This is a genomic window from Pseudomonas sp. PDM04 (assembly GCF_014851765.1).
GTDB lineage: Bacteria > Pseudomonadota > Gammaproteobacteria > Pseudomonadales > Pseudomonadaceae > Aquipseudomonas.
The window spans coordinates 1,447,929-1,474,428 of the sequence record NZ_JACVAI010000001.1 but is presented as its reverse complement, the minus strand read 5'-3'; the positions used below and the strand labels follow the sequence as shown (position 1 = coordinate 1,474,428).

The 26,500-nt window shown below is 60.6% G+C and carries 21 protein-coding genes; 8 read left to right on the top strand and 13 right to left on the bottom strand.

All coding sequences use genetic code 11. From position 1 onward, the window contains the following. Positions 1–1,386: RHS repeat-associated core domain-containing protein (locus IB249_RS06810; RefSeq protein WP_192302777.1), on the top strand; the 1,386-nt coding region annotated here is incomplete at its 5' end. 121 nt (positions 1,387–1,507) lie between these two features. Here IB249_RS06810 and IB249_RS06805 read toward each other — a convergent pair. From IB249_RS06805 to yaaA, 13 genes are all read right to left on the bottom strand, one after another. Next, positions 1,508–2,959, bottom strand: a complete 1,452-nt coding sequence (locus IB249_RS06805) for a mannose-1-phosphate guanylyltransferase/mannose-6-phosphate isomerase (RefSeq protein WP_192302775.1) — start codon at positions 2,957–2,959, stop codon at positions 1,508–1,510. 128 nt (positions 2,960–3,087) lie between these two features. After that, entirely contained in the window at positions 3,088–3,744 is a 657-nt protein-coding gene (locus IB249_RS06800) for an alginate O-acetyltransferase AlgF (protein WP_192302773.1), read from the bottom strand. Between the two features lie 15 nt (positions 3,745–3,759). Then, positions 3,760–4,935: an alginate O-acetyltransferase gene (locus IB249_RS06795; protein WP_192302771.1), complete on the bottom strand. Its 1,176-nt coding sequence runs from the start codon at positions 4,933–4,935 to the stop codon at positions 3,760–3,762. Positions 4,936–4,946: 11 nt separating this feature from the next. Beyond that, a complete protein-coding gene (locus tag IB249_RS06790) occupies positions 4,947–6,512 on the bottom strand; it encodes an MBOAT family O-acyltransferase (protein WP_192302769.1) in 1,566 nt (521 codons plus the stop codon). 193 nt (positions 6,513–6,705) lie between these two features. Further along, complete coding sequence (locus IB249_RS06785) at positions 6,706–7,827, bottom strand: mannuronate-specific alginate lyase (protein WP_192302767.1); 1,122 nt, start codon at positions 7,825–7,827, stop codon at positions 6,706–6,708. An 8-nt stretch (positions 7,828–7,835) separates the two neighbouring features. Further along, positions 7,836–9,284 (bottom strand): alginate O-acetyltransferase, encoded by a 1,449-nt coding sequence (locus IB249_RS06780; protein WP_192302766.1) that lies wholly within the window; start codon positions 9,282–9,284, stop codon positions 7,836–7,838. A 10-nt stretch (positions 9,285–9,294) separates the two neighbouring features. Then, positions 9,295–10,866: a mannuronan 5-epimerase AlgG gene (algG, locus tag IB249_RS06775; protein ID WP_192302764.1), complete on the bottom strand. Its 1,572-nt coding sequence runs from the start codon at positions 10,864–10,866 to the stop codon at positions 9,295–9,297. Positions 10,867–10,892: 26 nt separating this feature from the next. Further along, a complete protein-coding gene (locus IB249_RS06770; RefSeq protein WP_192302762.1) occupies positions 10,893–12,380 on the bottom strand; it encodes an alginate export family protein in 1,488 nt (495 codons plus the stop codon). Continuing rightward, positions 12,377–13,882, bottom strand: coding sequence for an alginate biosynthesis TPR repeat lipoprotein AlgK (algK, locus tag IB249_RS06765; RefSeq protein WP_192302760.1), 1,506 nt, complete (start codon positions 13,880–13,882; stop codon positions 12,377–12,379). Before algK ends, IB249_RS06770 begins: the two co-directional genes overlap by 4 nt. A gap of 9 nt (positions 13,883–13,891) precedes the next feature. Then, positions 13,892–15,061, bottom strand: a complete 1,170-nt coding sequence (locus IB249_RS06760; protein WP_192302758.1) for an alginate biosynthesis protein Alg44 — start codon at positions 15,059–15,061, stop codon at positions 13,892–13,894. Between the two features lie 35 nt (positions 15,062–15,096). Continuing rightward, entirely contained in the window at positions 15,097–16,578 is a 1,482-nt protein-coding gene (alg8, locus tag IB249_RS06755; protein ID WP_412547985.1) for a mannuronan synthase, read from the bottom strand. A gap of 155 nt (positions 16,579–16,733) precedes the next feature. Beyond that, entirely contained in the window at positions 16,734–18,050 is a 1,317-nt protein-coding gene (locus tag IB249_RS06750) for a nucleotide sugar dehydrogenase (protein WP_192302756.1), read from the bottom strand. An 816-nt stretch (positions 18,051–18,866) separates the two neighbouring features. Further along, positions 18,867–19,646 carry a peroxide stress protein YaaA gene (gene yaaA / locus IB249_RS06745; protein WP_192302754.1) on the bottom strand — a complete coding sequence of 260 codons (780 nt, stop codon included), beginning with the start codon at positions 19,644–19,646 and terminating at the stop codon, positions 18,867–18,869. A gap of 171 nt (positions 19,647–19,817) precedes the next feature. Here yaaA and IB249_RS06740 point away from each other — a divergent pair, with 171 nt between their 5' ends. From IB249_RS06740 to IB249_RS06710, 7 genes are all read left to right on the top strand, one after another. Next, on the top strand, positions 19,818–20,942 hold the full coding sequence (locus tag IB249_RS06740) for a polysaccharide deacetylase family protein (RefSeq protein WP_192302752.1): 1,125 nt from the start codon (positions 19,818–19,820) through the stop codon (positions 20,940–20,942). A 348-nt stretch (positions 20,943–21,290) separates the two neighbouring features. Continuing rightward, positions 21,291–22,685, top strand: a complete 1,395-nt coding sequence (locus IB249_RS06735; protein WP_192302750.1) for a PhoH family protein — start codon at positions 21,291–21,293, stop codon at positions 22,683–22,685. Between the two features lie 154 nt (positions 22,686–22,839). Beyond that, positions 22,840–23,313 (top strand): cyclic pyranopterin monophosphate synthase MoaC, encoded by a 474-nt coding sequence (gene moaC / locus IB249_RS06730; protein WP_192302748.1) that lies wholly within the window; start codon positions 22,840–22,842, stop codon positions 23,311–23,313. Further along, on the top strand, positions 23,310–23,552 hold the full coding sequence (gene moaD, locus IB249_RS06725) for a molybdopterin converting factor subunit 1 (RefSeq protein WP_192302746.1): 243 nt from the start codon (positions 23,310–23,312) through the stop codon (positions 23,550–23,552). Before moaC ends, moaD begins: the two co-directional genes overlap by 4 nt. A 3-nt stretch (positions 23,553–23,555) precedes the next feature. Beyond that, on the top strand, positions 23,556–24,017 hold the full coding sequence (gene moaE, locus IB249_RS06720) for a molybdopterin synthase catalytic subunit MoaE (protein WP_192302744.1): 462 nt from the start codon (positions 23,556–23,558) through the stop codon (positions 24,015–24,017). 258 nt (positions 24,018–24,275) lie between these two features. Further along, positions 24,276–25,052 (top strand): ABC transporter substrate-binding protein, encoded by a 777-nt coding sequence (locus IB249_RS06715; RefSeq protein WP_192302742.1) that lies wholly within the window; start codon positions 24,276–24,278, stop codon positions 25,050–25,052. Positions 25,053–25,327: 275 nt separating this feature from the next. Further along, positions 25,328–25,837 (top strand): disulfide bond formation protein B, encoded by a 510-nt coding sequence (locus IB249_RS06710; RefSeq protein WP_192302740.1) that lies wholly within the window; start codon positions 25,328–25,330, stop codon positions 25,835–25,837. The last annotated feature ends 663 nt before the right edge of the window (positions 25,838–26,500 follow it).

Here is a 26,500-nt window from a genome sequence, read left to right as displayed (position 1 = left end):
CTCAGCGACAGCGAGCAATACGTCTACGGCGCCGACGGCCAGCGCGTGCGCAAAACCCGCTCGCTGCAAACCCACGCGCAATCGTTGCTGCTTGAAACGCTGTACCTGCCCGGCCTGGAAATCCGCACGCACAGCGGCACCGGGGAAATACTGCACGTCATCGACGTCAGCACCGGGCGCGGCAGCGTGCGGGTGTTGCACTGGCAGGCAGGAAAACCCGATGGCATCGCCAACGACCAGCAGCGCTACAGCCTGACCGATCACCTGGGTTCCAGCACGCTGGAGCTGGACCAGGATGGCCAGGTCATTACCAAGGAGCGCTATTACCCGTTCGGCGAAACCGCGTGGTCCAGCGGCGAAGCGGTGCAGGTCGGTTACAAGACGGTGCGTTATTCGGGGAAGGAGCGGGATGCGACGGGGCTTTATTACTATGGGTTCAGGTACTACGTGCCGTGGTTGCAGCGCTGGGTGAATCCGGATCCGGCAGGTCTGGTCGACGGGCTTAACCTCTATGGCATGGTACGTGGCAACCCGCTTCGCTACATTGACTCCAATGGACTTGGATTACAGTCGACGAATAAAAAAAATGATTATGTTCTTGAGAAAAAAACTCAGGACATCACTTTGAGCGTCGACGTTTTCAAGCGTTTTTTCTTTAGCGCGAAGTTATCCAAGGCAAGGGTCAAGGTGCTCAATGAAGTATCTGGGGATTATGAAAGTGTTGATGATTTTCAGGTGGTCGAAGTCGGCGTGGGTGATAGGGATGAACTTGTTCGCCGTAATCCCAAGGGTGCAATCGCAACGGATGAGGTACGGGATACGTTGCAGGACTATCAACAAAAATACGGCGCTTTGGTGAGCGCTACCGAAATCAGTTGGTATGAGTTTACAAAATGGGGAGGCGCTGCCGCCAAGGCGCGAGGAAATTTCCTCGCGGGACAATACATATCAAATGCGTTTCAGACATGGCTGGTCAGAGGCGAGCAAACAAGGCAAATGGAAGTGGATGGTGGCAGGGCTCCTGACAATCGGCTGTTTGCTTTAATCAGGAAAAGTGATCTTGTCAAAGCACCCTCGGATAGAAGAATTTACGGACTTTCCTTGATCTCTCTGAATCGGGACGATGAACGTCCTGGAAACGCCGAGCTGGTAGTCGATTTCACCATTGTCGATCCCGCGGCTCAATCGCTTGGCGGGGTTCTATTGAATGAACCAGAGACCTTCACGCAGGACGTACCAAAGCTTCGTGGTGCGGGCACGTACCTGACGATGAATGCAATCAGTCAGGTGGGCAAAACCGTGAACATGCAATTGATTCGGACAAACGCGATCAATCCTCGCTCTGCTGCAATGGCTCTCGGATGGGGAGAGCAGATGCCGTTTTGAAATAAACGACTCGCGGTTGCTCCGCACGCCTCGGCCGGGCAGGCATGAAAAAGCCCCCACCCCACCCACTGCGGATAGGGGACGCAGCGGGTGGGGTGGGGGCTTTTGTTTTGCCGAACGCTTATTGCGCGATGGTTTTCACCGACACGCCGCGTTCGATCGGCGTGGACCGACCATAGATGTCTTCGAAACGCTCGATATCGTCCTCACCCAGGTAACTGCCCGATTGCACTTCGATGATTTCGAGTGGGATCTTGCCCGGGTTGCGCAGGCGGTGAACCGACGCAATCGGAATGTAGGTCGACTGGTTCTCGGTCAGCAGGAACACGTTTTCGTCACAGGTCACTTCGGCGGTGCCGCTGACCACGATCCAGTGTTCGGCGCGGTGGTGGTGCATCTGCAACGACAGGCAGGCGCCCGGCTTGACCGAGATGTGCTTGACCTGGAAGCGGCCACCCATGTCCACCGAGTCGTAGGAACCCCACGGGCGATAGACTTCGCAGTGGTTCTGGGTTTCGCTGCGGCCCTGTTCGTTGAGGGTGTTGACCATCTGTTTCACGCCCTGGACCTTGTCCTTGTGCGCAATCATCATGGCGTCCTTGGTTTCGACGACCACGATGTTTTCCAGGCCGATCACCGACACCAGTTTGCCGTTGCCATGGATCATGCAGTTCTTGCTGTCCTGAACCACGACGTCGCCCTTGGTGACGTTGCCGTTGGCGTCTTTTTCGTTGACTTCCCACAACGACGACCAGCAGCCGACATCGCTCCAGCCGGCGGTCAGCGGCACGACGCAGGCGCGCTGGGTTTTTTCCATCACCGAGTAGTCGATGGAGTTGTCCGGGCAGCAGGCGAACGTGGCTTCGTCGATGCTCACGGTGTCGACGTCATGCTCGCTGCGCTCCAGGGTCAGCAGGCAGGTGTCGTAGATGTCCGGATCATGTTTTTTCAGTTCTTCGAGGAAGCGGCTGGCGCGGAACAGGAACATGCCGCTGTTCCAGAAATAACCGCCGGACTGCACGTACTCGGTGGCGCGTTTCACGTCCGGTTTTTCGACGAAGTGCGAAACACGGCTGACGCCTTCGGGCAGCAGCGAGTCGTTGGTCGACTTGATGTAGCCATAACCGGTTTCCGGTTTGGTCGCCGGGACGCCGAACAGCACCATTTCGCCGTTTTCGGCGGCGACGGTGGCCAGGGCGAGGGCTCGCTGCAAGGCTTTCTGGTCTTCCAGCACGTGGTCGGCCGGCAGCACCAGCATCAGCTCGTCACGGCCTTCGTTGACCAGCATCATCGCGGTCAGCGCTACGGCCGGCGCAGTGTTGCGGCCGAACGGTTCCATCAGGATGCGCTGGGTTTCCAGCTTGCGAGCGGTCAGTTGCTCGTTGACGATGAAGCGGTGGTCCTTGTTGCAGACCACGATAGGCGTGTCCATGCCTTCGAACACCAGGCGTTCCAGGGTTTGCTGGAACAGCGTGTGTTCGCCGGTCAGGGCCAGGAACTGTTTAGGGAACTGCTTGCGGGAAAGCGGCCAAAGACGTGAGCCGCTACCACCTGACAAGATCACCGGAATCATGTTGTTACTCCTTGAAAATCGTATGGGTCAGAGCACGAACGTTCTGTCGTTTCACTCTTGTTTTTGTCTCGTATCCTGACTGACGCCCCCGCTCCCACAGGGGGCGAAGCGTCAGTCAGGAATATTCATTAGCGCGTAGACACGGGGCGCTTGACCCACACTGGCGACAGGCTGCTGCCGTTGCCGGTGACGTACAGTACCGCCGCTTCACCGCGTTCCAGGGCAACCGGTTTCACGTCGCCGACTTTCGTTGCGCCATCGTATAGCGCCAGGCTGACTTTTACCGGGTTGATTTCACGCTCGCCACGGCCTTTGGCGGCCACGGAAGGCACGACTTCGGTCTTGCCGTCGGCGGTTTTCAGGGTCAGGGCCTTGTCGCTGAGGTTCTGCACGCGGACCAGGGATTTCTGCTTGTTCTTGAACGGCGGCTCTTCGATCAGTTGTGGCGCGCCGCTGGCGTTGTTGACCAGGGTGTAATAGTGGTCGCCGGCCAGTTTCACCGGCAGGGACTGGCTGCCGACCTTGGCGCTGTAGTCGCCGCCCGGCATGAAGCTGAAGTCGGTGCTGGACAGCGGTGCGACATCGCTCAGGCTGGTGCTGCCGACGGTGGCGCTGACTTCGGTGTTGCCGGCGTTATAGACCCGTACGAAGGTCGAGCCTTTCGGCGCGGTCGGACCGTAGAGGGCGGAGTCGCCGGCGGCGAAGGCGTTCATCGACAGTACGCCGAAGGTCGCGGCCAGGGCAAAGGTCTTGGCGAGACGACGAGGAGTAGTAGTGAAAGTCATGGAAGTACCTCTCTTTCAGTTTTGCGCCCGGTCGGGCGTCTCGGATTTAGTGTTGATGGCTACATTTTGTTGGCGGGCGCCGGCTTCTTTGAGCGCTGCGACCCAGTGCGGGTCGGCGTCGCCGATTTCGTTGTTGACGGGCAGATAACGTTCAGGAAACTCCCAGATCAGCACCTGCGGCGGGCTGTTCTTGAAAGCGTCGCTCTTGAGGTAGCTGAGCATCGGCAGGATCGGGCCATGGCCGTCTTCGGCGTAATTGACCACGTCGCTGTTCAGCGCCTGTTTCAGCGCGCCGACGAAGTTCCAGTTCGGGTTGGCGCTGTAGCTGGTGCCGATCAGCGCGACGGGGACTTCGGTGTTGGCAAACAGGGCGTCGTCGCCGCTGGCCTGATCGTCAGCCGCCACGGTGTTGCGTTTCTGCAGTGGCTCGGTCGCCGGCATCAGGTTTTCGAACAGCGGGTCCAGCGGCAGGAACAGGCGCAGGTCACCCTTGTGGGTCACGGTTTGCGCAGGCTCGGTGACGAAACGCTGAGGCTCGCCGCTCAGCGGGGCTTTCTCGGCGATGGCTCTGGCCAGGGTTTCGGCGGCGATCTGTGCGCCCTCCGGGGTCCAGTGGGTGTCGGTGCGCAGGAACACTTGCTGGCCGTCCAGCTTGCCCTTTTGCAGCGGGCTCAGCAGGTCGGGCGCGAGGATCTTGTTGGCGGCGACACGGGCGTGGAAGTCTTCATAAAGGTTGGCGTGAATGCTCGAAGGCTTCACTTCACCCAGGTGTTCCGGGTACAGGCGGGTCTTGGCCGGCACGATGGCCATCACCAGTTTCACGCCTTTCTCCTTCAGTTCCTGGCGCACGCCTTCGACCAGCGCGTAATTGCCTTGCAGGTTCAGCTCTTCGTTGACGATCGGGTTGAATTCCTCATCGCTGTACAACCACTGGTCGCGACCGAGCACCACGCCGGGACGACCTTCGTTGAACAGTTTGAAATCCAGTGCGGCCCAGAGGTTGGTGCCCAGGCGCTTGATCGGGAATTCGTCGTCGTAGTGGGTTTCGACGGCCTTGGCCCAACGGCCGTTGAGCACCGTCGCATCGGCGTTGGTGCTGAAACCGAAGAAGCTGCGCACCGACCACAGGCCCAGGACCAGCAGGGTCACCATGAACAGGGCGATGTAGAAAATGCGTAATGAGCGGGTCATGGTCAGATCCCTCAGAACTGGAAGTAAAGGAACGGCGAGAAGCTTTGCGCCGAGAGTTTGAGAATCGAGGCGATGAACAGCAGCAGCACCAGGGCGCGCATCACGTAGCGCGACCAGTCGGCGCTCCAGTAGGCCGGTTGCACGGTGGCTTCGACGCCCACGGTGTAGCCTGGCTGGTGGATGCTGGCCGGGTTGTCGCCCGGGACCGCCTTGATCATTCCAGGCGTTGCAGCGGCGGGGCCATCGGCCTCGACGTTGACGGCCGGTTTGGTTTTCGCCGGTGGCGGGTTGCTGTAGAGATCACGCAGGCCGAAGAACGCCAGGGTCGCGTAGGCCACCACCAGGGTCGCCACTTGCAGGCCGGTGAGGTTGGCCCGGTTGAGTTCCGACAGCGACCATTCGCCGAAGCTGAACATCGCGCCGTACATGCGACCGGCCACGTGCAGGTTTTCCGCACGGAAGATCACCCAGCCCATCACCACCAGCAGGAAGGTCAGGGCCCAGCGGATCGGGTTGAGGCTGCGTGGCGACGTGTTCAGGCCCAGGGCTTTTTCAATGGCCAGCCACATGCCGTGCCAGGCACCCCAGACGATGTAGGTGATGTTCGCACCGTGCCACAGACCACCGAGCAGCATGGTCAGGAACAGGTTGCGATAGGTCATCAGCGTGCCTTTGCGGTTGCCGCCCAGCGTGATGTACAGGTAGTCGCGCAGCCAGGTCGACAGGCTGATGTGCCAGCGCCGCCAGAACTCGGTGATCGACTGGCTGATGTACGGCTGTTTGAAGTTTTCCATGAAGCGGAAACCCATCATCAAGCCCAGGCCGATGGCCATGTCGCTGTAGCCGGAGAAGTCGAAGTACAGTTGCGCGGTGTAGGCCAGCGCGCCGAGCCAGGCGTCGCCCGTGGTCGGGTTCTGCAAGGCGAAGCAGTGGTCGGCGACCACCGCCAGGGTGTCGGCGATGAAGACCTTCTTGATGAAACCCTGCATGAACCGCGTGCAGCCCTCGGAGAATTTGTCGAGGGTGTGGGTGCGGTTGTTGAACTGGTCGGCGAGGTCGCGAAAACGCAGCACGGGACCGGCGATCAGGTGCGGGAAGATCGCCACGAACGCCGCGAAGTCGATCAGGTTGCGCGTGGCCGGGGTATCGCCACGGTAGACGTCGATGATGTAGCTGATGGACTCGAAAATGTAGAAGGAGATACCGATCGGCAACAGCACGTGGGTCAGGATGAATGGCGACAGGCCGACCGAGGTCATCAGCGCGTTGATGCTGTCGACACCGAAGTTGGCGTACTTGAAGTAGCCGAGGATGCACAGGTCGACGGCCACGCCCAGCAGCAGCCAGCGTTGGGCCGGCTTGGTGCGCACACCTGCGGCGCCGACCTTGAGGCCGATCCAGTAGTTCCACAGCGTGACGGCGGCGAACAGCGCCAGGAAGTCCACGCGCCACCAGGCATAGAACACATAGCTGGCGATCAGCAGCAACAGGTTGCGATAGCGTATTCCGCTCAAGTAGTACATGCCGAGGAAGATCGGCAGGAACAAGAACAGGAACACGTTGGATGAAAATACCATCCCGGTCTCTCCGTGTTTAACCAACAGTCAAGGGCCGCAGCCCCCCCAAACCCCCCGCAAATGAACCGGAGGGCGACACACCTTCACTGTGGGAGCTAGCCTGCTCGCGGTAGCGGTGTATCAGTCGACATCAATGTTGAATGTCCGATAGCAATCGCGAGCAGGCTCGCTCCCACAGGGATTACCTATTGCCTCAAGACCCTTTGCCCTTGTCGTTGGCCGGGTCATAGACCCGGGTCAGGTCGCCGCCAAGGCGGAAGGTCTTGAACGGCTGCATCCCGTGTTTCTTCTCCAGCACCTGCGGCGCGCAGGTGTAGAGCGAGCAGAACGGTTCGAGCCAGGCGAATTTCATGTCCTTCTTCAGGTCGGTCATGTCCTGTTCCTTGCCGTTCTTCTTCTCGAAGATGTCCGGGTCCTTGACCCCGGCCAACACCTGATCCCCCAGACGCTTGAGGGCGCCGTTGTTTTCCTGGCGCAGGTCCACGCCATTGACCTGGGCGAAACTGGCGATCATCGCCAGGGGCGGCAGGGCATAGTTGTGGTAGGCGAGGGCGCGTTGCTGGCGCTTGAGTTCGTTCGGCAGGAAGCCCTGCGCATCGACCTGGTTGGCGCCGACCTTGTATTCCTTCACGGCCCAGTCGAACAGGTCGCGACGGTTGGTGGCGACGGCGGTGGCCATCACCGACCAGGCCGCCCAGTACGAGTGGTTGTTGGTTTTTTCCAGCGGCAGGTTGTCCCAGTCGCTGACCACCTGGTCGGCCATCCTGTTGAACCAGGCTTCGATCAACTGCGATTCCTGCTGGTGGTTGGCCAGCGGGTGCGAGTCGGAAAACTTCAGGCGCAGGTAAGAAGACGCCATGCTGCCCAGCGCCCATTTGCGCATGGACTTGCCGGTGTGGTTGAAGTCCTTGGACATCAAGGCGTCGGCCTTGGCCCAGGCGGTCAACCAGTTCAACGTGCATTCGAGCTGTTCCGGACGCCCGTCGCGCATGAATTGCATGACGCGCTTGCTGGTGCCGCGCTCGATCCTGGTGATGTCGGCGGTGCTGTCGCGGAAGGCTTTTTCCGATTGGACGTTCAGGGTCGAGCGGGCCTTGTCCGAGCCTTCGTACTTGCTGCGAAATTGCAGCGAGCCGGTGTACGGCGTCGGTACTGCCTCGCAGCTTTCATTGCTGTCGCCGGTCTTGAGTTTCTCGATCGGCGCGAAGTACCCCTGGGGTGGGCGCAGCGGCGCGGCGGCCTGGGTGGCGCCGGCGAACATCGCCAGTGCCAGCAGGGACGGCGTGATGAACTGTTTCAACGTTCGATTGTGCATGGCAGACCTCATTGCCCGATCTGGGCGGTACGTTGCCCAGCGTTCGGGAACACGTTGCGTTTGCAGATTTTCGCTTCGACCTTCTGTGGCGCGGCGCCGGCTTCCGGCCCCTGGACTTCGACGGCCAGCAGGTTCTGCGAGGCCCAGTCTTCGTCCGTGCGCAACTCGAAGGCGAAACGACCGTCGGTGTCGGACGTTTCCGGTTTTTCGATCTTGATGTCCTCGTGGCGCCCGTTCATGTACCAGAGGGTGGCTTGCAGGGTTTTCACCGAGGTGTCGGCGAAGCGGATGTCGACCTGGTGGCTGCTGTTCTGCAGGTTCAGGTTTTTGCTGTTGACCATCAGTTCGTTCTTGCCCGGCTTGAGTGTGGTGCTGCCGGACATCTGTGCATCCTTGCCTTCGCAACCGTTGTCCAGCAGCGCCATCATCTGGCGGTAGATGGTTTCCTGGTCCAGGCGGTAGAGCGGCGAGAATTCCCAGATGAGAATCTTCGGCGGGTTCTTCTGGAACTCTTCGCTGCCCAGGTACTGCAGCATCGAACCTTCCAGGCCGCCGCCAGGGAACGCCACGTTGAGAATGTCGGCGCCGATGGCCTCTTCGAGGAAACCGGCGAAGTTGTAGTTCTTGCCACTGTGGCTGGTGCCGACCAGGGTGATCTGCGGATTGCCGGAATCGCCGAACAGGTCGCCATCGCCCGCTTCGCCCTTGGGCTCGGTGGTGAACTGATCCATGTACTGGATCGCGTAGCTGGTGCCACAGAGTTGACCGGCCATGTTGTGCAATGTTCCGGTCTTGCCCATGCGACCCGACTTGTGGGTCTCGAATTCACGCTTTGGAATGTCGGCAAAGGCCGGGATCTGCTTGACCTTCTCGGCGACGATCTTCGCCGTGCGCTGCGCGCCGTAAGGCGTCCAGTGCTGGTCGCCACGGAAGTAGAAATCGTGGGCGGGCAGGGTCTCGGGCAGCGATTCGTTGGTCAGCGGCGACAGGTCGGGCACCACGTAGCCCATGGCGGCGAAACGGCCGAGCATGCTCTTGTAGTTCTTCAGTGCCTTGTCGTAATCGAACCTGGCCTTGTCTTGCGGGTTGAGTTTGTTGCGGTTCACCAGGCCTCGGGTCGGCTGGTAGACCACCACCAGTTCCACGCCTTTGCTCTTGAACGCATCGTGCAGTTGCTGCATGCGCTTGTAGCCGGCGGGGGTGGTGTCGAATTCGGTGCGCAAGTCTTCCTGGGTACGGAACAGCCAGTCGCCCTGGGCCTGCACCAGCGTGGTGAAGTTCTGCTGGTAACGGGTGGTGTAGTTCTTCGCGTCGTGGGCTTCCGGGCACAGGTTGCAGCACGGCTCGGCTTCGAATGTCGGCGCCTGGATGTCCTCGGCGCGCGCCCCGGCGCTGGCCGCGAGAATACCGGCAGTCAGGGCCGACAGGCTGAGTAATTTGATCAAGTGTGGGTGCATAAAATTATCCTCAGTCCTGCAATTCGGTCTGGCGTTCGACAGGGTCGATCAGCACGGCTTTCTGCTGGCGCACCATCAGGTCGAGAATTTCATCCTGGCGCTCGCCAAGGATCCCGTTGAAGCTGATGCCGCTGGATTTGGTCGGCGCGAGCATCGACACGCGATACAGCTCCACGCTCAGAGGCGAGTCGATCGACAGCGGCCCGCTGCCGTTGCCGGCCAGTTCGCCGCCGACGATGATCAGCGACACCTGGGCGTCGAACGGGTCGAGCTTGATGTCGCGGTCGGTGTCCGTCAGGTCCTTGATGTGGCCGTAGACGCCGGTCAGGCCGTTGGCCAGGGACAGGTTTTCGTAGAGGCGGATGTTCACGCTGTTACGAATGCGGATGCCGTGGCGCTTGTTGCTGATCACCTTGTTGCCGTAGATCAGGTTGTCACCGCTCTCGTACAGCGTGATGCCGTCGGTGTGGTTCTTGTAGATCTCGTTGTAGGCGATCAGGTTGTTGACGCTGTTACGGTCGATCACCAGGCCCGACAACTTGTTGTCGTAGCTGCGGTTGTTGAAGATGAAGCTGTCGTTGACCTCACGGGAAATGATGATCCCGTGCTTCTTCTTGGTCCCGTAGACGGTGTTGTCGGCGATGATCAGCCCGTGCGAACGGTCGTGCGGGTCGATGCCGTAGACGATGTTGTCCTTGTAGGTGTTGCCCTTGACCACGAAGTTGCTGGTTTCGTAGCAATAGAACCCGTACCACATGTCCGAGAACTCGGAGCCGATGATCCAGCCGGTCGGTTCAGGGCGCTTGAGCACCTTGGCCATGTTCGGCGTGTACTGGGAAATACTCACGCCGTAGGACTTGCTGTTGGCGTAGCCGAAACTGGCCATCTTGCTGTTGACGATGTAGGTCTCGGTGCCACCCCAGGCCAGCAGGAACGGACGGAATTCCTTCGGCGACTTGAAAGTCGCCGGGCCGTTGTCCTTTTCACGCCAGCCGGTGATCTTGCTGTCACGCACGAACAGGCGACCGTCGTTGACCAGGAACGAACCGGCCTCCTGGGAAAGGCGCAATTCCTGGGTCTGCTGGTCGATTTCGAGAATGCCCTTCTCGCCCACCACAATCGGCAGCCTGGCGAGGAACACGCCCGGCGAGGTTTCGCTGAAGTACTGCTTGGGCAGTTTCTTCGCCAGGTCCTTGAGGTTCAGGTAGCCGTCGTCGATGAAGATCGCCTGCGGGATGCCGTGCTGGCGCACCACCCATTCGGCCATCTTGTTGTCGCCGCCGATGAAGTCCTTCAGGGCGTTTTCCTGCATCATCCGGCGCACGCTGACCTTGCCGGCCTTGCTGCGCACGATCTTTTTCTCGACGGCTTGCGCGTTGTAGCCGCTGATGTCCGGCGGGACCGGCTTCTTCAGTTCCAGGGGCGCGGTCGGCGCGCTGGCGACGGTGTAGGTCTTGGCCTGTTGCAATTCCTTGGCCGTGGTCACCGGCTTCGGCGCTGGCTCGACATTGGCGAAGGCGGCCGAACTGGCCAGCAGCATCGCGGCGGCCAGGGTCAACGCGTCTCTCTTCGGACTGTGCATGTCGGGAACTCCTTTAGCGGTTCGCATCAGAAGCGCCAGATCACGTCGATGAACGCGCGGTGCATGTACGAGTCGACCTGTTTGCCGTAGGCATCACCCGGCTTGAACACGCCGCCACGCAGGCGCACCAGGGCCGACGGCTCGTCGATCGACTGGCTCAGCGCGGCCGGCAACAGGCCCTGCTTGAAGTACTTGGTGACGACCACGTCCATTTCCTGGCCAAGGTCCTTGTTGCCATCTTCCAGCGGCAGGGACGTGCTGGAGAGAATCGCGCCCGTGGCGTCGTCGGTGGTGTTCTCGACGGCGTTGATGCCGTTGCTGCCGACCGGCTTGTTGCCGTCGACACGCCAGAATTTGTGATAGATCAGGCTCGCGTCGTATTCGTCGTTGAGCATCCACGAACCGAACAGGGTCGCGGTCTGCATGTTGTTCATTTCGCCACGGAACGCCTCGCCGAAGCGGTGAACCCGCGAACGCGTACCGGTGTAGTTCGAGCGGTTGCTTTCCAGGCCATTCTGTTCGTAATCGGCGCTGGCGCGGGCATAGGCGGCACCGACCTGCCATTGTGGATCGAGGCGCAGGCGCACACCGATGTCGGTCGCCCAGCCGTTGACGTCTTCACCACGCTTGGCTTCGGTAGGACGCGTGCCGTCGGCATTGAGCGGGTTGACCGTGTCGGTGTCGCCGCTCATGCCGGTGATGCTGCCCCAGTAGTTGAGGGTGTTGGTGTTGCGGTAGTTGTAGGCATCGCTGTCGGCGGTCAGGCCGAGCCAGCTGATGTCGCCGTTCTGCTTCTTGTCCAGCGAATCGCCGGCCACGCCCGGTTCCGGGTAATCGAGCTTGCCGTCATCGTGGGTGTGGTGGCCGCGAATGCCGACCCAGTTGCCCGGTGTCCACTGGTACGCCGCATCGCCGTAGACGTGCAGGCGATCCTTGTCCTTGGGTGCCAGTTCCTTGAGGTCGGTGCGGTACTCGCTGAAACGTTCGGCGACACCGGCATTGGCCCGCAGCAGGGTGGTGTCGAAGGTCCAGTTCAGGGCTTCGATGTTGGTGTCGCGCCATTGGCCGTCGTCGTTGCGCAGGCGTTGGCGACCGAGCTTGAGGATCTCGCCGGGGTAGGGCGTGAGGCCGCTGTAGCCGACCCAGAACTCGCGCATCGCCAGGTAGTTTTTCTTGGTCTTGCGATCACCGTTGTCGGTGGTCTGGGTGCCGTCGCTGTCGGACTGCTGCAGGGTGTCGGTTTCGATGATGTCGGTGGACGTCACGGCCTGGCCCATGGCGTAGGCGCTCCACGCGCCGCTCTCGCCGTAGACCCAGGGGCGCAGGTCGAGGCCGACGCCGTTGACGTCGCCGCCATGGGCCGTGCCCAGGTCGCGGTCGTCTTCGGACTGGCCGGTGATTTTGACTTCCAAGCCGAAGTTCTTGGCGTCGGTCAATGCCGCCAGGGTCGGGCAGGACCAGAGCAAGGCGAATGTCAGGCCAATGCCGGCCTTCACGAATGGATTCAACTTCATAAGGTTTCCTCGCCGTCTTCTTCTTGCAGGGCATGCAGTTCCAGCGTGTTCTGGCTCAAGGCACCCCGAACGGCCTGTTCTTGTTTCAACAGGCGTTGGGCCTCGGCGAGCTGGGCAGGCGGCAGTTGGGCTTCGAGTGTTTGTGCGAGCTCGGTGGCTTGCGGGGTGTTCTGGGCCTTGGCCAGTTGGCTGAACACATAGGCATTCAGCGGGTTGGGCTTGGTGCCCTTGCCTTGGGAGAACAGCTGGGCGATGGCGAAGTCGGCACTGTTCTGGCCGTTGCGCGCGGCGGTCAGCAGGTGGTCCAGGGCTTTTTGCGAATAGACCTGGCCCAGGTAGCCGCGACGGTAGATCTGGCCGAGGTAGTAATCGGCAGCGACTTCCTTGCCGACGGCTTTCTGGAAGTGGGCCTCGGCGGCTTTCGCGTCGGCCGGCACCCATTTGCCTTCGTAGTAGAGCTTGCCGAGCAGCAGTTCGGCACGCGGCTGGTCAGCGGCGCGACCGTTGTCCAGGTACTTCATCATGGTGTCGACGTCGCCCAGTTCCGGGAAGTCGTAGAGCAACTGCGCCAGGCTGACCCAGGAAGCGGGGTAGCCGGGTGCGATGTCTTCGAGCAGCGCCTGGGCGGTTTTTTCGTCGGTCTTGCCCAGGCTCGAGTCGCCGAGGACGCGCGCCACGCTGTCCACCCGCTGGGCGGACACGGTGCCGCGGGTGTGCGCGGCCTGCATCTGCTTGATCAGCGCGGCCTGCTGTTCGGTCTTGCCCTGTTTCTGGTAGACCGTGGCCAGTTCGACGTAGCAGATGTCGGTGGTGTTCAACGCGGCCTTGCAGATGCTCGCCACTTCGTCCAGGTGCTGGTCGTAAGTACCCTGGGTGCGATAGAGCAGCACTTGGGCCAGGCCGGCTTCCGGTTTGCCTTCGGCGCGCCATTGGCTGATCTGCTGCTGGGCATTGATGTCGGGGAAACTGTGCGGGTATTGCAGGTACAGCATCGCCAGCGGGATCAGCGTGTTGCCTTCACCGTTGGCCGAGGCTTTTTTCAACAGGGTTTCGGCTTCGTGCTGTTCGGCTTCGGTGGAACCCGGCTTGGCCACCAGCAGGCGGCCGAGGCGCGCCTGGGCACGCGGCGACACGTCGGCGGCGGCGCGGTAGGTGGCTTCGGCCTGCTTGATCTGTGCCGGGTCGCGGCTGTCGACCTGGATGTCGGCGAGCCCCACTTGAGCCTCGCTGTAACCGAGGTCGGCCAGGGCCTTGTAGTTCTGCTGGGCCAGCGCGGTGTCGCCACGCTTGAGGGCTTCATTGGCCAGGCGCTGGTCGGGCAGGCCGGCGCAGCCGACGAGGCTGACTGCCAACGCCAGAGCACACACCGCCCCCCTGTGGGAGCCAGCCTGCTGGCGATGCAGGCGCCGCGTTGCATCAGACAGACCGCGCTGATCCCATCGCGAGCAGGCTCGCTCCCACAGGGTTTGCGGTGTATGGAGGATAGGTTTCATCACGGTCATGTCCTCCGCTTACAGGCCAGCAGCCATGGCTTTGTTGATCAGCCAGTTCAGGTTCGGGCCGCGGTCGCTGTTCACTTCCACCGGACGACCGGCGAATTTGCTGTCCAGGGGCTCGTCCGGCTGGATCAGCACGCGGATGTCGGACGACAGGTCGGCACTTTTCAGGCTGGTGCTGCTGACGATCTTGCCGGTGCGGGTCTGGTCTTCGCCGGCGATCTGGAAGCTGACGCTGGTGCCTGGGCGAACATCGCTGAACTGGCGATAGGAGAAGCGTGCCTCGACGTTGGCTTCGCTGTTGCGCGGCACCAGCTGGAAGATCACGTCGCCCTTGCTGGCGTACTGGCCGTCGGCGACCAGTTGCTGGGCCACGGTGCAATCGCACGGCGAGGTCAGGGTGCCGGTCATCTGCTTGCCGAACAGTTCTTCAACCTTGGCCGGTTGCAACTGGTCTTCGTCCAGGTGGCCCTTGAGCACGTCGAGCATGCTGGTGCTGAAGGTCGCCAGAGGCGCGCCCTTGGCGGCGACGCCGTCGGCCTTGACCAGGCTCTGCACGGTGCCGTCACGCGGCATGGTGATGTTCATGCCCGGCACGGCAACCAGGCCGGCCTGGGCGTGGCTGACGAAATACATGCCGTACACCGATTTGAAAATGAAGCCGAACGCCGCCAGACCGACGAGGAAAATCGCCAGGCTGAAGGTCACTGCACGCAGACGACCGAACGGGGTCATGCCGCTGCCGCCGTCCTTTTGCTTGCGCGCCTTGGTGAAGTTGTCGCGCTGCAGGGTCGCCAGCACTTCGCCGATGCTGACGATGTCGCCGGCCAGGTGCGAGGTGATCAGGTGGCGCAGGGTCGAGATGTCCTGCTGCTCCAGGTTCTGGAACTGGCAACCGGCACGACCGGTCTGGCGGTCGAAGGAGCGCACTTGCAGTTCGACGTCCATGGCCAGGCCGAGGTTATCGATGACGAACTGCAGGCGCGCCTTGTGCACGTCACCGATCTTGAGCGGCAGCTGGCCGGCGTTGAACGCCAGGCCGCCGGCGGAGAGGTCCAGGACTCGGGCTTCGACCGGTGTACGGTCGGGACCGAAGAAGCGCAGCTTGGCCGGGATTTTGACCCGGGCGTGCTGGCGCTGGGCTTCGGATTCATGCACTACGTTGGCGTTGACGGCGGTATTCATATGGGCGGTTTCCTAGTTAATTCAGGCGAGTTCGGTCAGACCATCAACAGCAGCGTGGCGACAAAGATGCTGCCCGCAGAGAAGGTCATGGTCCGAGACGACCAGGTGTTGAACCAACGTTGAAAGCTGGCGAGATCACGGGACAGAGAAGTGGGTTGGCGAGTCCAGGACTGTTGGTCGAGGCGGAAGAACACGTAGATCTTCACCAGCGCGCCGACGATCTGGTTGTAATAGAGAATCGCCGGGTAGGCCGGGCCGATCCGGTGACCGGAACACGACAGCAGCAGGGTCAGGATCAGGCGGGTGATGCCGATCCACAGCAGGTAAACCAGGATGAACGCGGTGCCGTACTTGAAGCTGGCGAGCAGCGCGACAGTCAGTCCCAGCAGCGAGGTCCACATCGACACGCGCTGGTCGAACAGCACCACCGAGGTAAACAGGCCGAGGCGTTTCATCCCCAGGCCCAGGGCGCGGGAGTTCTGGCGCAGGTTATTGCCGTACCAGCGGAACATCAGCTTGCGGCTGGCCTTGATGAAGCTTTTCTCCGGCGGGTGCTCCACGGTGTGGATCGCGGCGTCGGGCACGTAGAAAGTGTCGTAGCCCAGGCGCATCAGGCTGAACCAGCTCGATTTGTCATCGCCGGTGAGGAACTTGAAGCGGCCCAGGCGCCAGTGTTGCAGCGAGTCGCTTTCCACGTCGGCGATGAAGTCGGGGTTGGTGACCACGGAGGCGCGGAACACCGACATGCGGCCGGTCATGGTCAGCACACGCTTGGACAGGGCCATCGAGCACATGTTGATGTGGCGCTGGGCGAAGCGCAGCTTGTGCCACTCGCTCATGATGTAGCCGCCGCGCACTTCGCAGAACTCGTTGGTGGTCAGGCCGCCGACGTTGCCGAACAGCTGGAACCACGGCACGGTCTTGAGTACGACGCCTTCGGCGAGCACGGTGTCGCCGTCGATCACCGCCACGACCGCACGGTCATCCGGCAGGTGGCGGGAGATGGCGCGGAAACCGTAGGCCAGGCCATCGCGCTTGCCGGTACCCGGAATACGCACGAAGTCGAGTTTGACCCGCGACGGTGGGTTCATCCGGTTCCACAGGCTTTTCACCAGCAGTTCATCGGACATTTCCACGATCGAGCAGACCACGGTGGTTGGCAGGCCGCAGTCGATGGCTTCGCGGATGACCGAGCTGTAGACCTGGGCGGTGGTCAGGGCGTCGATACGGAAACTGGTGACCATCAGGAACACATGGGACGGGTCTGCCGCTTTACCCAGCTTGCGCACTTTGCGCCGCAGGTGCGGGTAGACCACGTACAGAAACAGCATGCCGCGCAGAAAGTGCGTGGCGCCCATCGAGTAGCGCCAGATACCGACGATACCGATCAGGAAAATGAAGTCCTTCGACTCGGAGTCGAACGTGGACACAGGCAACGCCGTGGCGATGCCCATCAAGATACTCAAGTAAAACAGCCAACCGGCGGCCTGGAGTAGACCGTGCTTTAGCCTGTGCATAATTTGCATCCGTCTCGATCCGTAAAAGCTGTAGGAGCAAGCTTGCTCGCGAAGGTCGCCAACGATGCCGCTGGCAACCTGACACCCTGCGGTGTCGCTGAGTCCATCGCGAGCAAGGACTGGGCGTCCCCCTCGCTCCTGCAGGAGAGGCTGCCTTACCAGCAGATCCCTTCGGTGCGACCACTGACGCTGGTGGCTTGAGCCATGAAGCCCACCAGGTCGATCACTTGCTTGCCGTGCGGGACGTTCTGCACCAGGGTGCGGAATTTCTCGTCGCGGTTGCCGAGGATGATCACGTCGGAATTGTCGATGACGGCGTCGAAGTCAGAATTGAGCAAGGACGAGACGTGCGGGATCTTCGACTCGATGTAGTCCTTGTTCGCCCCGTGAACGCGGGCGTATTCGACGTTGCTGTCGTAGATGCTCAGGTCGAAACCCTTGCCGATCAGCATTTCCGCCAGCTCCACCAGCGGGCTTTCGCGCAGGTCGTCGGTGCCGGCCTTGAAGCTCAGGCCCAGCAGGGCGACTTTGCGTTTGTCGTGGCTGGAGACGATGTCGAAGGCGTTCTGCACCTGGGCCTCGTTGCTGCGCATCAGCGAGTTCAGCAGCGGCGCTTCCACGTCCAGCGAGCCGGCACGGTAGGTCAGGGCGCGAACGTCCTTGGGCAGGCAGGAACCGCCGAAGGCGAAACCAGGGCGCATGTAGTACTGGGACAGGTTCAGGGTCTTGTCCTGGCAGACCACGTCCATCACTTCGCGACCATCGACGCCCACGGCCTTGGCGATGTTGCCGATCTCGTTGGCGAAGGTCACCTTGGCGGCGTGCCACACGTTGCAGGTGTACTTGATCATCTCGGCAACGGCGATGTCCTTGCGGATGATCGGCGCGTCGAGCTCTTCGTACAGCGATTGCAGAACGTCGCCCGAGGCTTTGTCCAGTTCGCCGATGACGGTCATTGGCGGCTGGTCGTAGTCGGCGATCGCGGTGCTTTCACGCAGGAACTCAGGGTTCACGGCCACGCCGAAATCCACACCGGCTTTCTTGCCGGAGCAGTCTTCGAGGATCGGGATGACAACGTTTGCGACGGTGCCCGGCAGCACGGTGCTGCGCACGACGATGGTGTGGCGAGTGGATTTTTCACGCAGGACAAAACCGATCTCGCGGCACACCGCTTCGATGTAGTTCAGTTCCAGGTCGCCGTTCTTTTTGCTCGGCGTGCCGACGCAGATCATCGACAGGTCGGTATCGCGAATCGCCTCGGCGAAGTTGGTCGTACCGCGCAGACGGCCGGTTTCGATGCCCTTGGCCAGCAACTCACCCAGACCCGGTTCAACGATCGGTGATTTACCGGCGTTGATCATGTCGATCTTGTCCTTGGCGACATCGACGCCAACGACGTCGTGGCCCCGTGCAGAGAGGCAACCGGCACAGACTGCACCGACGTAACCCAAACCAAATATGCTGATGCGCATCGCATTTTCCTCTGTGTTTAATCAAGCCATTACATGGCCGGAGTTAATGGTGTTCAGCGGTCATAGTGCACTCGGAAGTGCGGCTGACAGGCGTCGCAGTGCCGTGTGCAGGCATATAAGTTCCGAGTGTCTAAATAAGTGCACTCAAGGTGTGCGTAACTAGGCCTTAATTGTTATGACTTGCCCCGTTATGCAGCTGAGTCCTCTGGTCAGAGGTTCTTCGTGCAAAGGTCTTCCACACTCGATGCCAGGCAAAAGGCCCGTGGATCAAGCGTTTGGGTGCTCGGGAGAGCACGTTTACAGGGGCGCAGCCTTGGCCGTGTAGGGGATATTAATGGTGCGTATCTCCTTTCCTGTTGGTCTTGCCCAAATCAGGGATTACCGAGTTGAAGTTGTTGTGACAATTCAGGCCAGGTAAATCTCTTCTCTGCGTAAGTTATCTCGTACATATCCAGAGATAATCGCTACCGGTGGTATGAGCTATGCATTTGGACATAGTTCCGATCCGCCCATCGCGATTTCTGAAATTTCTTGAAATATGGAAAAAGATGGCACTACTTTCAAATTGATGGCACTTGCTGTCTCACCCTTGTTACACGGGGACTTAAACGCGTGAGATATTTTTGTGCCACTACCGAGAATTTTTTTCAGTGCCACTACGGAAAAAAATGCGCCAAGTCGAGTGAAACTAAAGTTAAAAATGTGACAGACAGTGTTTTGGCGCCAAAATAATGGCGAATCAGCGGGAGGATTGTCGGACGAAAAGGGAAGAGGCGCACGACCGGGTTTTTGCGGTCGTGCGCCAGATTGGCGCATTTACTCGGGCGCGTGATCGCGCAGGAAGACCAGGCTGTCGGGTTTCGACTGTTCGGCGCTGTAGCGATAGCCTTGAACGTCGAACTGCTTGAGTCGAGCCGGGTCATCAATGCGTTCTTCGATGACGAAACGGCTCATCAGGCCCCGGGCCTTTTTCGCGTAGAAGCTGATGATCTTGTACTGGCCGTTTTTCAGGTCCTTGAACTCGGTATTGATGACACGGGCGTTCAGAGCCGTGCGTTTGACCGCCGAGAAGTACTCGTTCGACGCCAGGTTCAGCAGCACATCGTCGCCCTGGTCGGCCAGGGCTTCGTTCAACCATTCGCTGATCCGCGTGCCCCAGAAGGCGTACAGGTCCTTGCCACGGGCATTGGCCAGTCGAGTGCCCATTTCCAGGCGATACGGCTGCATCAGGTCCAGTGGGCGCAGCAGGCCATACAGGCCGGACAGCATGCGCAAGTGCTGTTGCGCGAAATCGAAGTCGGCTTCGCTGAAGGTCTGGGCATTGAGGCCGGTGTACACGTCACCCTTGAAGGCCAGCAGGGCCTGCTTGGCGTTGTCCGGGGTAAAGGCCGGGGTCCAGCTGCCGAAGCGCGCGGCGTTGAGGCCGCCGATCTTGTCGGAGACGTGCATCAGTTCGCTGATCTGAGCAGGCGTCAGGTCGCGCAATTGCAGGATCAGCTCCTGGGAATGGTCGAGGTACTGCGGCTGGGTAAATCGCTGGGTCGCCGGCGGTGTTTCGTAATCGAGGGTCTTGGCGGGGGAAATCACCATCAGCATGAAGTCGTCTCCTTTGATCGTGGGGGCGATTCTAGGGGGTTGTCCCTGATGACTCCAGCTATCAAGTCCATAGGTGATGGTCGGTGCCCGACCCGTAACCCTGGGGGGCATCGTGGTGCAAGTGCCGGATCGGCTATAGTGCCGCGCGGGTTTTGTTATGGAGACATCCCATTGCGTATCGGTTTTATATTGTTGGCCTGGCTGTTGAGTGTCGGTGCGGCGGCCGCGCCGGGCGATGTGGCGACGCTCGATCGCGGCACCTGGCCCGAGCCGCTCGGCAACCCGACGCTGTTCGATGTCGCGTCGCGTGCGGAAATCCTGATGTTCGCCCGGGTGCTGTGGGCCAGCGAGTCGCTGGACGACGCCGGGCTGGCCCAACGCCTGGGCCTGCGCACGGTCAACTCGGAGTCGGTCAACCAGCTGCGTCAGCGCCTGTGGCAACGCCTGCTGGACAACTACAACTTTGCGCAGAAGAGCTGCGACCAGGATGCGTCCTTCTGTTTCCTGGTCGAGGACATGGCGACCCTGCGCGAACAGGCGGCCAAGTTCCAGATCAGCGAAGACAGCTTCTATGTAAAGTGGGCCGAACCCAGCCGGTTGTTCCATGCGCAGTACCTCGACGAACTTCTGCGCAAGGCCGCGCTGTTCCCGCAAACCAGCAGTGAAATCGATCGTTTCGGCGACTACGAGCGCAATGGCGAGGCGATGCATGACCGGCTGTTCCTGCTGACCTTCGACAGCGCCGCCAATGCCGCGCCGGACAACACCGCCTGGGTAGCCGATTACCTGCGCAAGGCGAATCTGACCGGCACCTTCTTCGTGCTCGGCAAGGACGTCCAGGCGCGCCTGGGCGATCGTTCGGTAGCCAGCCTGCAGGCCACTTACTCCACGCAATGCATCGGCGTGCAGGGTTGGGAGTTCCGCTCCCACAGCCATTGGCAGGACTGGCAGGACTCGGTCCGCCGTAGCGCGGAACTGGTCAGGAGCAAGCTGCCCGAGAACTATGTGCCGCTGTTTCGTCCACCCGATGGTCAGCGCCGTTCGGACGCCGAAGGCTTCTTCAGGTCCCAGGGCTTGCAGGTTGCGTTATGGGACATCGACGCCCAGGACGGTGCCGGCAAGCTCAAGGCCCATCAAAGCGCACAACGGGTGCTGACCCTGATGCTGCTGTGGCGGCACGGGGTGATCAACTTCAACGTCAAGCAGGACGGGGTGAAAACGGCGCTGCCGTGGCTGATCACGCAAACGGCGCCCAGCGGGATCGGTTGGGAAGATTGTCAGGACGCGTTTCGCTGAACAGGAGAACGCCCGTAAACATTGGGTTTTGGGCGGTTTTTCGAGGAAATTCGATGCAGGCGGACTTCCGACTTTAACGGCACATTGCCTGCACGCCAAGGGCTATTCGTCACTCTGAAAAATAAACTTCAAAAAAGCGTCAAAGTGCTTTTTTCTGTCATGGGTTTTGGAGTATTACGAAGACAGACCGCCGAAACCTGCATCACAGGTGGCGTCTTCCAAGACCCCTTGTGTGCAGTCCGCTTGCTCTGCGCTTTTCGTAGGTAGTGCGGGTGGTTTCGACAGTCACTTCGAGGCGCAGCACCGCCTGGGTATTGCGTCGAATGGCTCCCACAAAGGTGACCGAGTATGGATGACAACGGACGTAGTTCTTCCTCCAACCAGCCAATCCTTTATGTACTCGATACCAACGTATTGATTCACGATCCAAACGCCCTGCTGAATTTCGAAGAACACCACGTCGCGATCCCGATGACCGTGCTTGAGGAGCTGGACAAGCTCAAGAGCGGGCATCACAGCGTGGCGGCCGAATGTCGCCAGGCGATTCGCCTGATCGACAAGACCCTGGGCGAGGCCAGCCCGGAAGACGTCGAACTGGGGGTGCCGATCCAGCGTGGCAAGAGTGGGCCCAAGGGCTTGCTGTCAATTCTGATGAGCAAGCGCGAAGAGCCGAACATCATTCTGCCCGAGCACCTGAACGACAACATCATCATCAACCAGTTGGTCGACCTGCATGCGCGCCAGCCCAAGCTGCCGGTGGTGCTGGTCACCAAAGACATCAACATGCGCCTCAAGGCTCGCGCCTGCGGGATCGCGGCCGAGGACTACAGCACCGACCAACTGGTCGACGACGTTTCGTTGCTGCCCAATGGCTATCACGACATGACGGGCTCGTTCTGGGACCGCGTGAGCAAGGTCGAGACCCGCCAGGATCATGGTCGCACCTGGCACCAGGTGCAGTTGATCGACAACCTGCCGGCCGTGCACATCAACGAATTCATCATCGACGAACAAGGCTTTGTCGGCTGGATCAAGGAGATCGAGGAAGACCGCCTGCTGATACTCGACCTGCATCAGGAGCCCCTGTTGCACCAGGAAGCCTGGGGCCTGAAACCGCGTGACATCTACCAGAGCCTGGCGCTGTATGCCTTGCTCGACCCGGACATCCACCTGGTCAACCTGTCCGGCGCCGCCGGCTCCGGTAAAACCATCCTGGCGCTGGCGGCGGCCATCGAGCAGACCATGGTCAGCAAGCGCTATCGCCGCATCATCGCCACCCGCAGCGTGCAGGGCCTGGACCAGGAGATCGGTTTCCTGCCCGGCACCGAAGCCGAAAAAATGGAGCCGTGGCTCGGCGCCATCACCGACAACCTCGAAGCCTTGCACATGGATGACGAGAGCACCCATGGCAGCGTCGACTACATCCTCAGCAAAGTGCCGCTGCAGTTCAAATCCCTCAATTACATCCGCGGTCGCAGCTTCCAGCAGAGCCTGATTCTGATCGACGAATGCCAGAACCTCACGCCGCACCAGATGAAAACCATCATCACCCGTGCCGGCGCCGGTTCCAAAGTGGTGTGCCTGGGCAACCTGGCACAGATCGACACCCCGTACCTGTCCGCGACCAGTTCCGGGCTGACCTACCTGACCGAACGCTTCAAGGACTTCCCGAACGGCGTCCACATCACCCTGCAAGGGGTGCCTCGTTCGATTCTGGCCGAATACGCCGAATCGCATCTGTAACCTTCAGCAGAACCGGGCGGCCTCGCGGTCGCCCGGTTTTTTGTGCTTGATCCAGATCAAACTGTCCGCACGCGGCTTTGCCGATCCTGTAATCAAGTGTGCGGATATTTGACCGGCGGGTTTACAATCGGGGCTCCTGATCAGGAGTAAACCCGTGCTGACTCATCTCGATTCCCAAGGTCGCGCCCACATGGTCGACGTCACCGACAAATCCGTCACGTTCCGCGAGGCGACGGCGCAGGCGGTGGTACGCATGCTGCCGCAAACCCTGCAGATGATCGTCAACGGTGACCATCCCAAGGGGGATGTGTTCGCCGTGGCCCGCATCGCCGGTATCCAGGCGGCGAAGAAAACCAGCGATCTGATTCCGCTGTGCCATCCGCTGATGCTGACTGGGGTCAAGGTCGAGCTGAGCGCCGAAGGTGAAGACAGCGTGCGTATCCGCGCGTGCTGCAAGTTGTCGGGGCAGACCGGCGTCGAGATGGAAGCACTGACGGCGGCCAGCGTCGCCGCGCTGACGATCTATGACATGTGCAAGGCCGTGGATCGCGGCATGACCATCGAAAGCGTGCGCCTGCTGGAGAAACTCGGCGGCAAGAGCGGCCATTTCCAGGCGGATCAACCATGAAAGTCACTGTGAAGTTTTTTGCCCGTTACAGGGAAGCGCTGGGCGTCGATTCGGTGAAGGTCGAGGGCAGTTTCGCCACGGTCGACGACGTGCGAGCCTTGCTGGCGCAGCGTGATGGCGCCGAGGTGCTCAGCGAGCAGAACCTGATGTGCGCCCGCAACGAAGACCTGTGCCAACTCGACGAACCGGTGAGTGACGGCGACGAAGTGGCCTTTTTTCCGACCGTGACCGGGGGCTGAGGCATGGCCATTCGCGTGCAGTCCACGGCGTTCGATCCGGGCGCTGAAGTCAACGCCATGCACGCCGCCCATGTCGGCGTCGGCGCCGTGGTGAGTTTTGTCGGCTACGTGCGCGACTTCAATGACGGGCGAGAGGTCGCCGGGATGTTTCTCGAACACTATCCGGGCATGACCGAAAAAGCCCTCGGCAAGATCGCCGACGAGGCCGGCCAGCGCTGGCCGTTGCTCAAGCTCGAAGTGCTGCATCGCATCGGCGCCCTCGAGCCGGGCGAACCGATCGTCTTCGTCGGCGCCGCCAGCGCTCACCGCCAGGCCGCGTTCGACGCCTGCGCCTTCGTCATGGACTACCTGAAAACCCGCGCACCGTTCTGGAAGAAGGAAAACACCAGCGACGGCCCGCGTTGGGTGGAAGGGCGCGACAGCGATCATCTGGCGGCGGACCGCTGGAAACAGCAGGTTCAGTAGCGCCTTCAATTCTTCATCGCGAGCAGGCTCGCTCTCACAGGGAACCGCGATTCCCTGTGGGACCGAGCCTGCTCGCGATAGCCATCACTGCGTTTTCCCATTCTGCCGTCCGACCATCGGCCAGCCCATTCCCCCATTCCCCCGATTGACGCCATGTACATAAAAGTCCAGTATGGATTTATTAGTACAAAAAAGGCTTTGTGCGTGTCGCTTTTCTTCTGTCTTGCCAAACCAACAACAACCCGCGAGAAAACGAACATGAAGAAATTCCCCCTCATCACCGGTCTGGCCCTGAGCCTGTTGGCGTGCAGCTCCCTGTTTGCCGCCGAGAAAACCCTGCGCATCGGCATCGAAGCGGCCTACCCGCCGTTTGCGTCGAAAACCGACAAGGGCGAGATCGTCGGTTTCGACTACGATATCGGCAATGCGCTGTGCGCGCAGATGCAGGTCAAGTGCGTGTGGATCGAAGGCGAGTTCGACGGCCTGATTCCTTCCCTCAAGGTGAAGAAAATCGACATGGCGCTGTCGTCGATGACCATCAACGAGGACCGCAAGAAGTCGGTGGATTTCACGCACAAGTACTACTTCACCTCATCGCGCCTGGTGATGAAGGAAGGCGCTGTCGTCGATGACCAGTACGCCAGCCTCAAAGGCAAGACGGTCGGCGTGCAACGGGCCACCACCACCGACCGCTACGCCACCGAGGTGTTCGAGCCCAAGGGCATCAACGTCAAGCGTTACGGCAATAACGAAGAAATCTACATGGACCTGGCGGCCGGTCGTCTCGACGCCATCTTTGCCGACACCATCCCGCTCAATGACTTCCTGTCGATGCCGCGCGGCAAGGGCTACGCCTTCGTCGGCCCTGAACTCAAGGACCCGAAATACGTGGGCGAGGGCGCCGGGATTGCGGTGCGCAAGGGCAACAGCGAGCTGGTCAGCCAGCTGAATACGGCCATCGACGGCATTCGCGCCAGTGGCGAGTACCAGAAGATTTCCGACAAGTACTTCAAGTCGGATATCTACGGCGACTGATCGAACATCCTTGATCCACTCCCCTGTGGGAGCGAGCCTGCTCGCGAGGGTCTTTAACGATGATGCAGGCTACCTGACGCCCCGCGCTGTTCTTGAGTCCATCGCGAGCAGGGCTCGCTCCCACAGAAGAGTGGGGGGGCGAGCTAACCTCGGTTTAATGCTTCCTTAACAGACTTATCGTTTATTCCCGACATCCATTGCACGCGCCCCCGGGCTCTCCAAGGCCCGGGGCAGCGTGTAGACTGGCGGTCATCGATATCTGGAAGGGAAACGCAATGAGCGAGGAAACGATGCGGTTGGGCCGTGAGCGGCGCTACCTGGTATTGCTGGGCATCATCTGCCTGGCGCTGATCGGCGGCGCGCTGTACATGCAAATCGTGCTGGGCGAGGCACCCTGCCCGTTGTGCATCCTGCAACGCTATGCCTTGCTGCTGATCGCGATCTTCGCGTTCATCGGCGCGGCGATGCGTACCCGCCGCAGCATCACGGTGTTTGAAACCCTGGTGGTGATCTGTGCCCTGGCGGGCGTCGCGGTGGCCGGGCATCACGTCTATACGCAGTTCTATCCGGCGGTCAGCTGTGGCGTCGATGTGCTGCAACCCATCGTCGATGACCTGCCGCTGGCGAAAATCTTCCCGTTGGGCTTCCAGGTCGACGGTTTCTGTTCGACACCGTATCCGCCGGTCCTCGGTCTGTCGCTGGCGCAATGGGCGCTGCTGGCCTTTGTGCTGGTGGTGGTGCTGGTGCCGCTGCTCACTTCGCGCAATCGCAAGGCGCTGCGCTGACGGCATCCGTCACACTCATCCGAAACGCCCCGGCCCTCATCGAGGTCACCGGGGCGTTTTGCATTTCAAGGGGTCTGCAGGAAGTCCTTGATGAACGTCAAGAACGGGGGCTGCGCATGTGCGACATGTTGTCACAGCGCGCGTGTCGCAGGGTCATCGCACGCGCCGAATTCAACCTTCTGCACGCAAGAAAATGTCACCTTTGCCGCGCTGTTCGGTTTCAGTGCGCCGAGCCCGCAGCAGGCAGTTTTAACAGGGTATGGCATATGGCCAGAACCCCCGTGGTATCGGGGTTTAAACAGGGTGGGCGGAGCGTATCCGACCCTGAAGGCTGTCTGAACTGGGCACGATAGACCTACTATTTTTGGTGTTTTTGTTGAGAATCAATTTCGATAACATGGCGCACTTTTGCAAAAAAGTTCACGAATTGTTGCCGGCACGGATATAAATTATTTCGGGATGAGACATGGTTTATGAATCGCTACATATCTACAATCGCCCGCACTGAATCCCCGGCACTGCTCAAGCTGACCCTGGTCCTTGGGCTGTAACAGGACGTCGAGAGGCTCGATGGCTTCACGCACGTCCTCTGGTGTCGGTGCCTTCCAACTTCCGCACCAAATGGAATTGGTCTGTAACAAGGCCTTTGACCACGAATTCGAA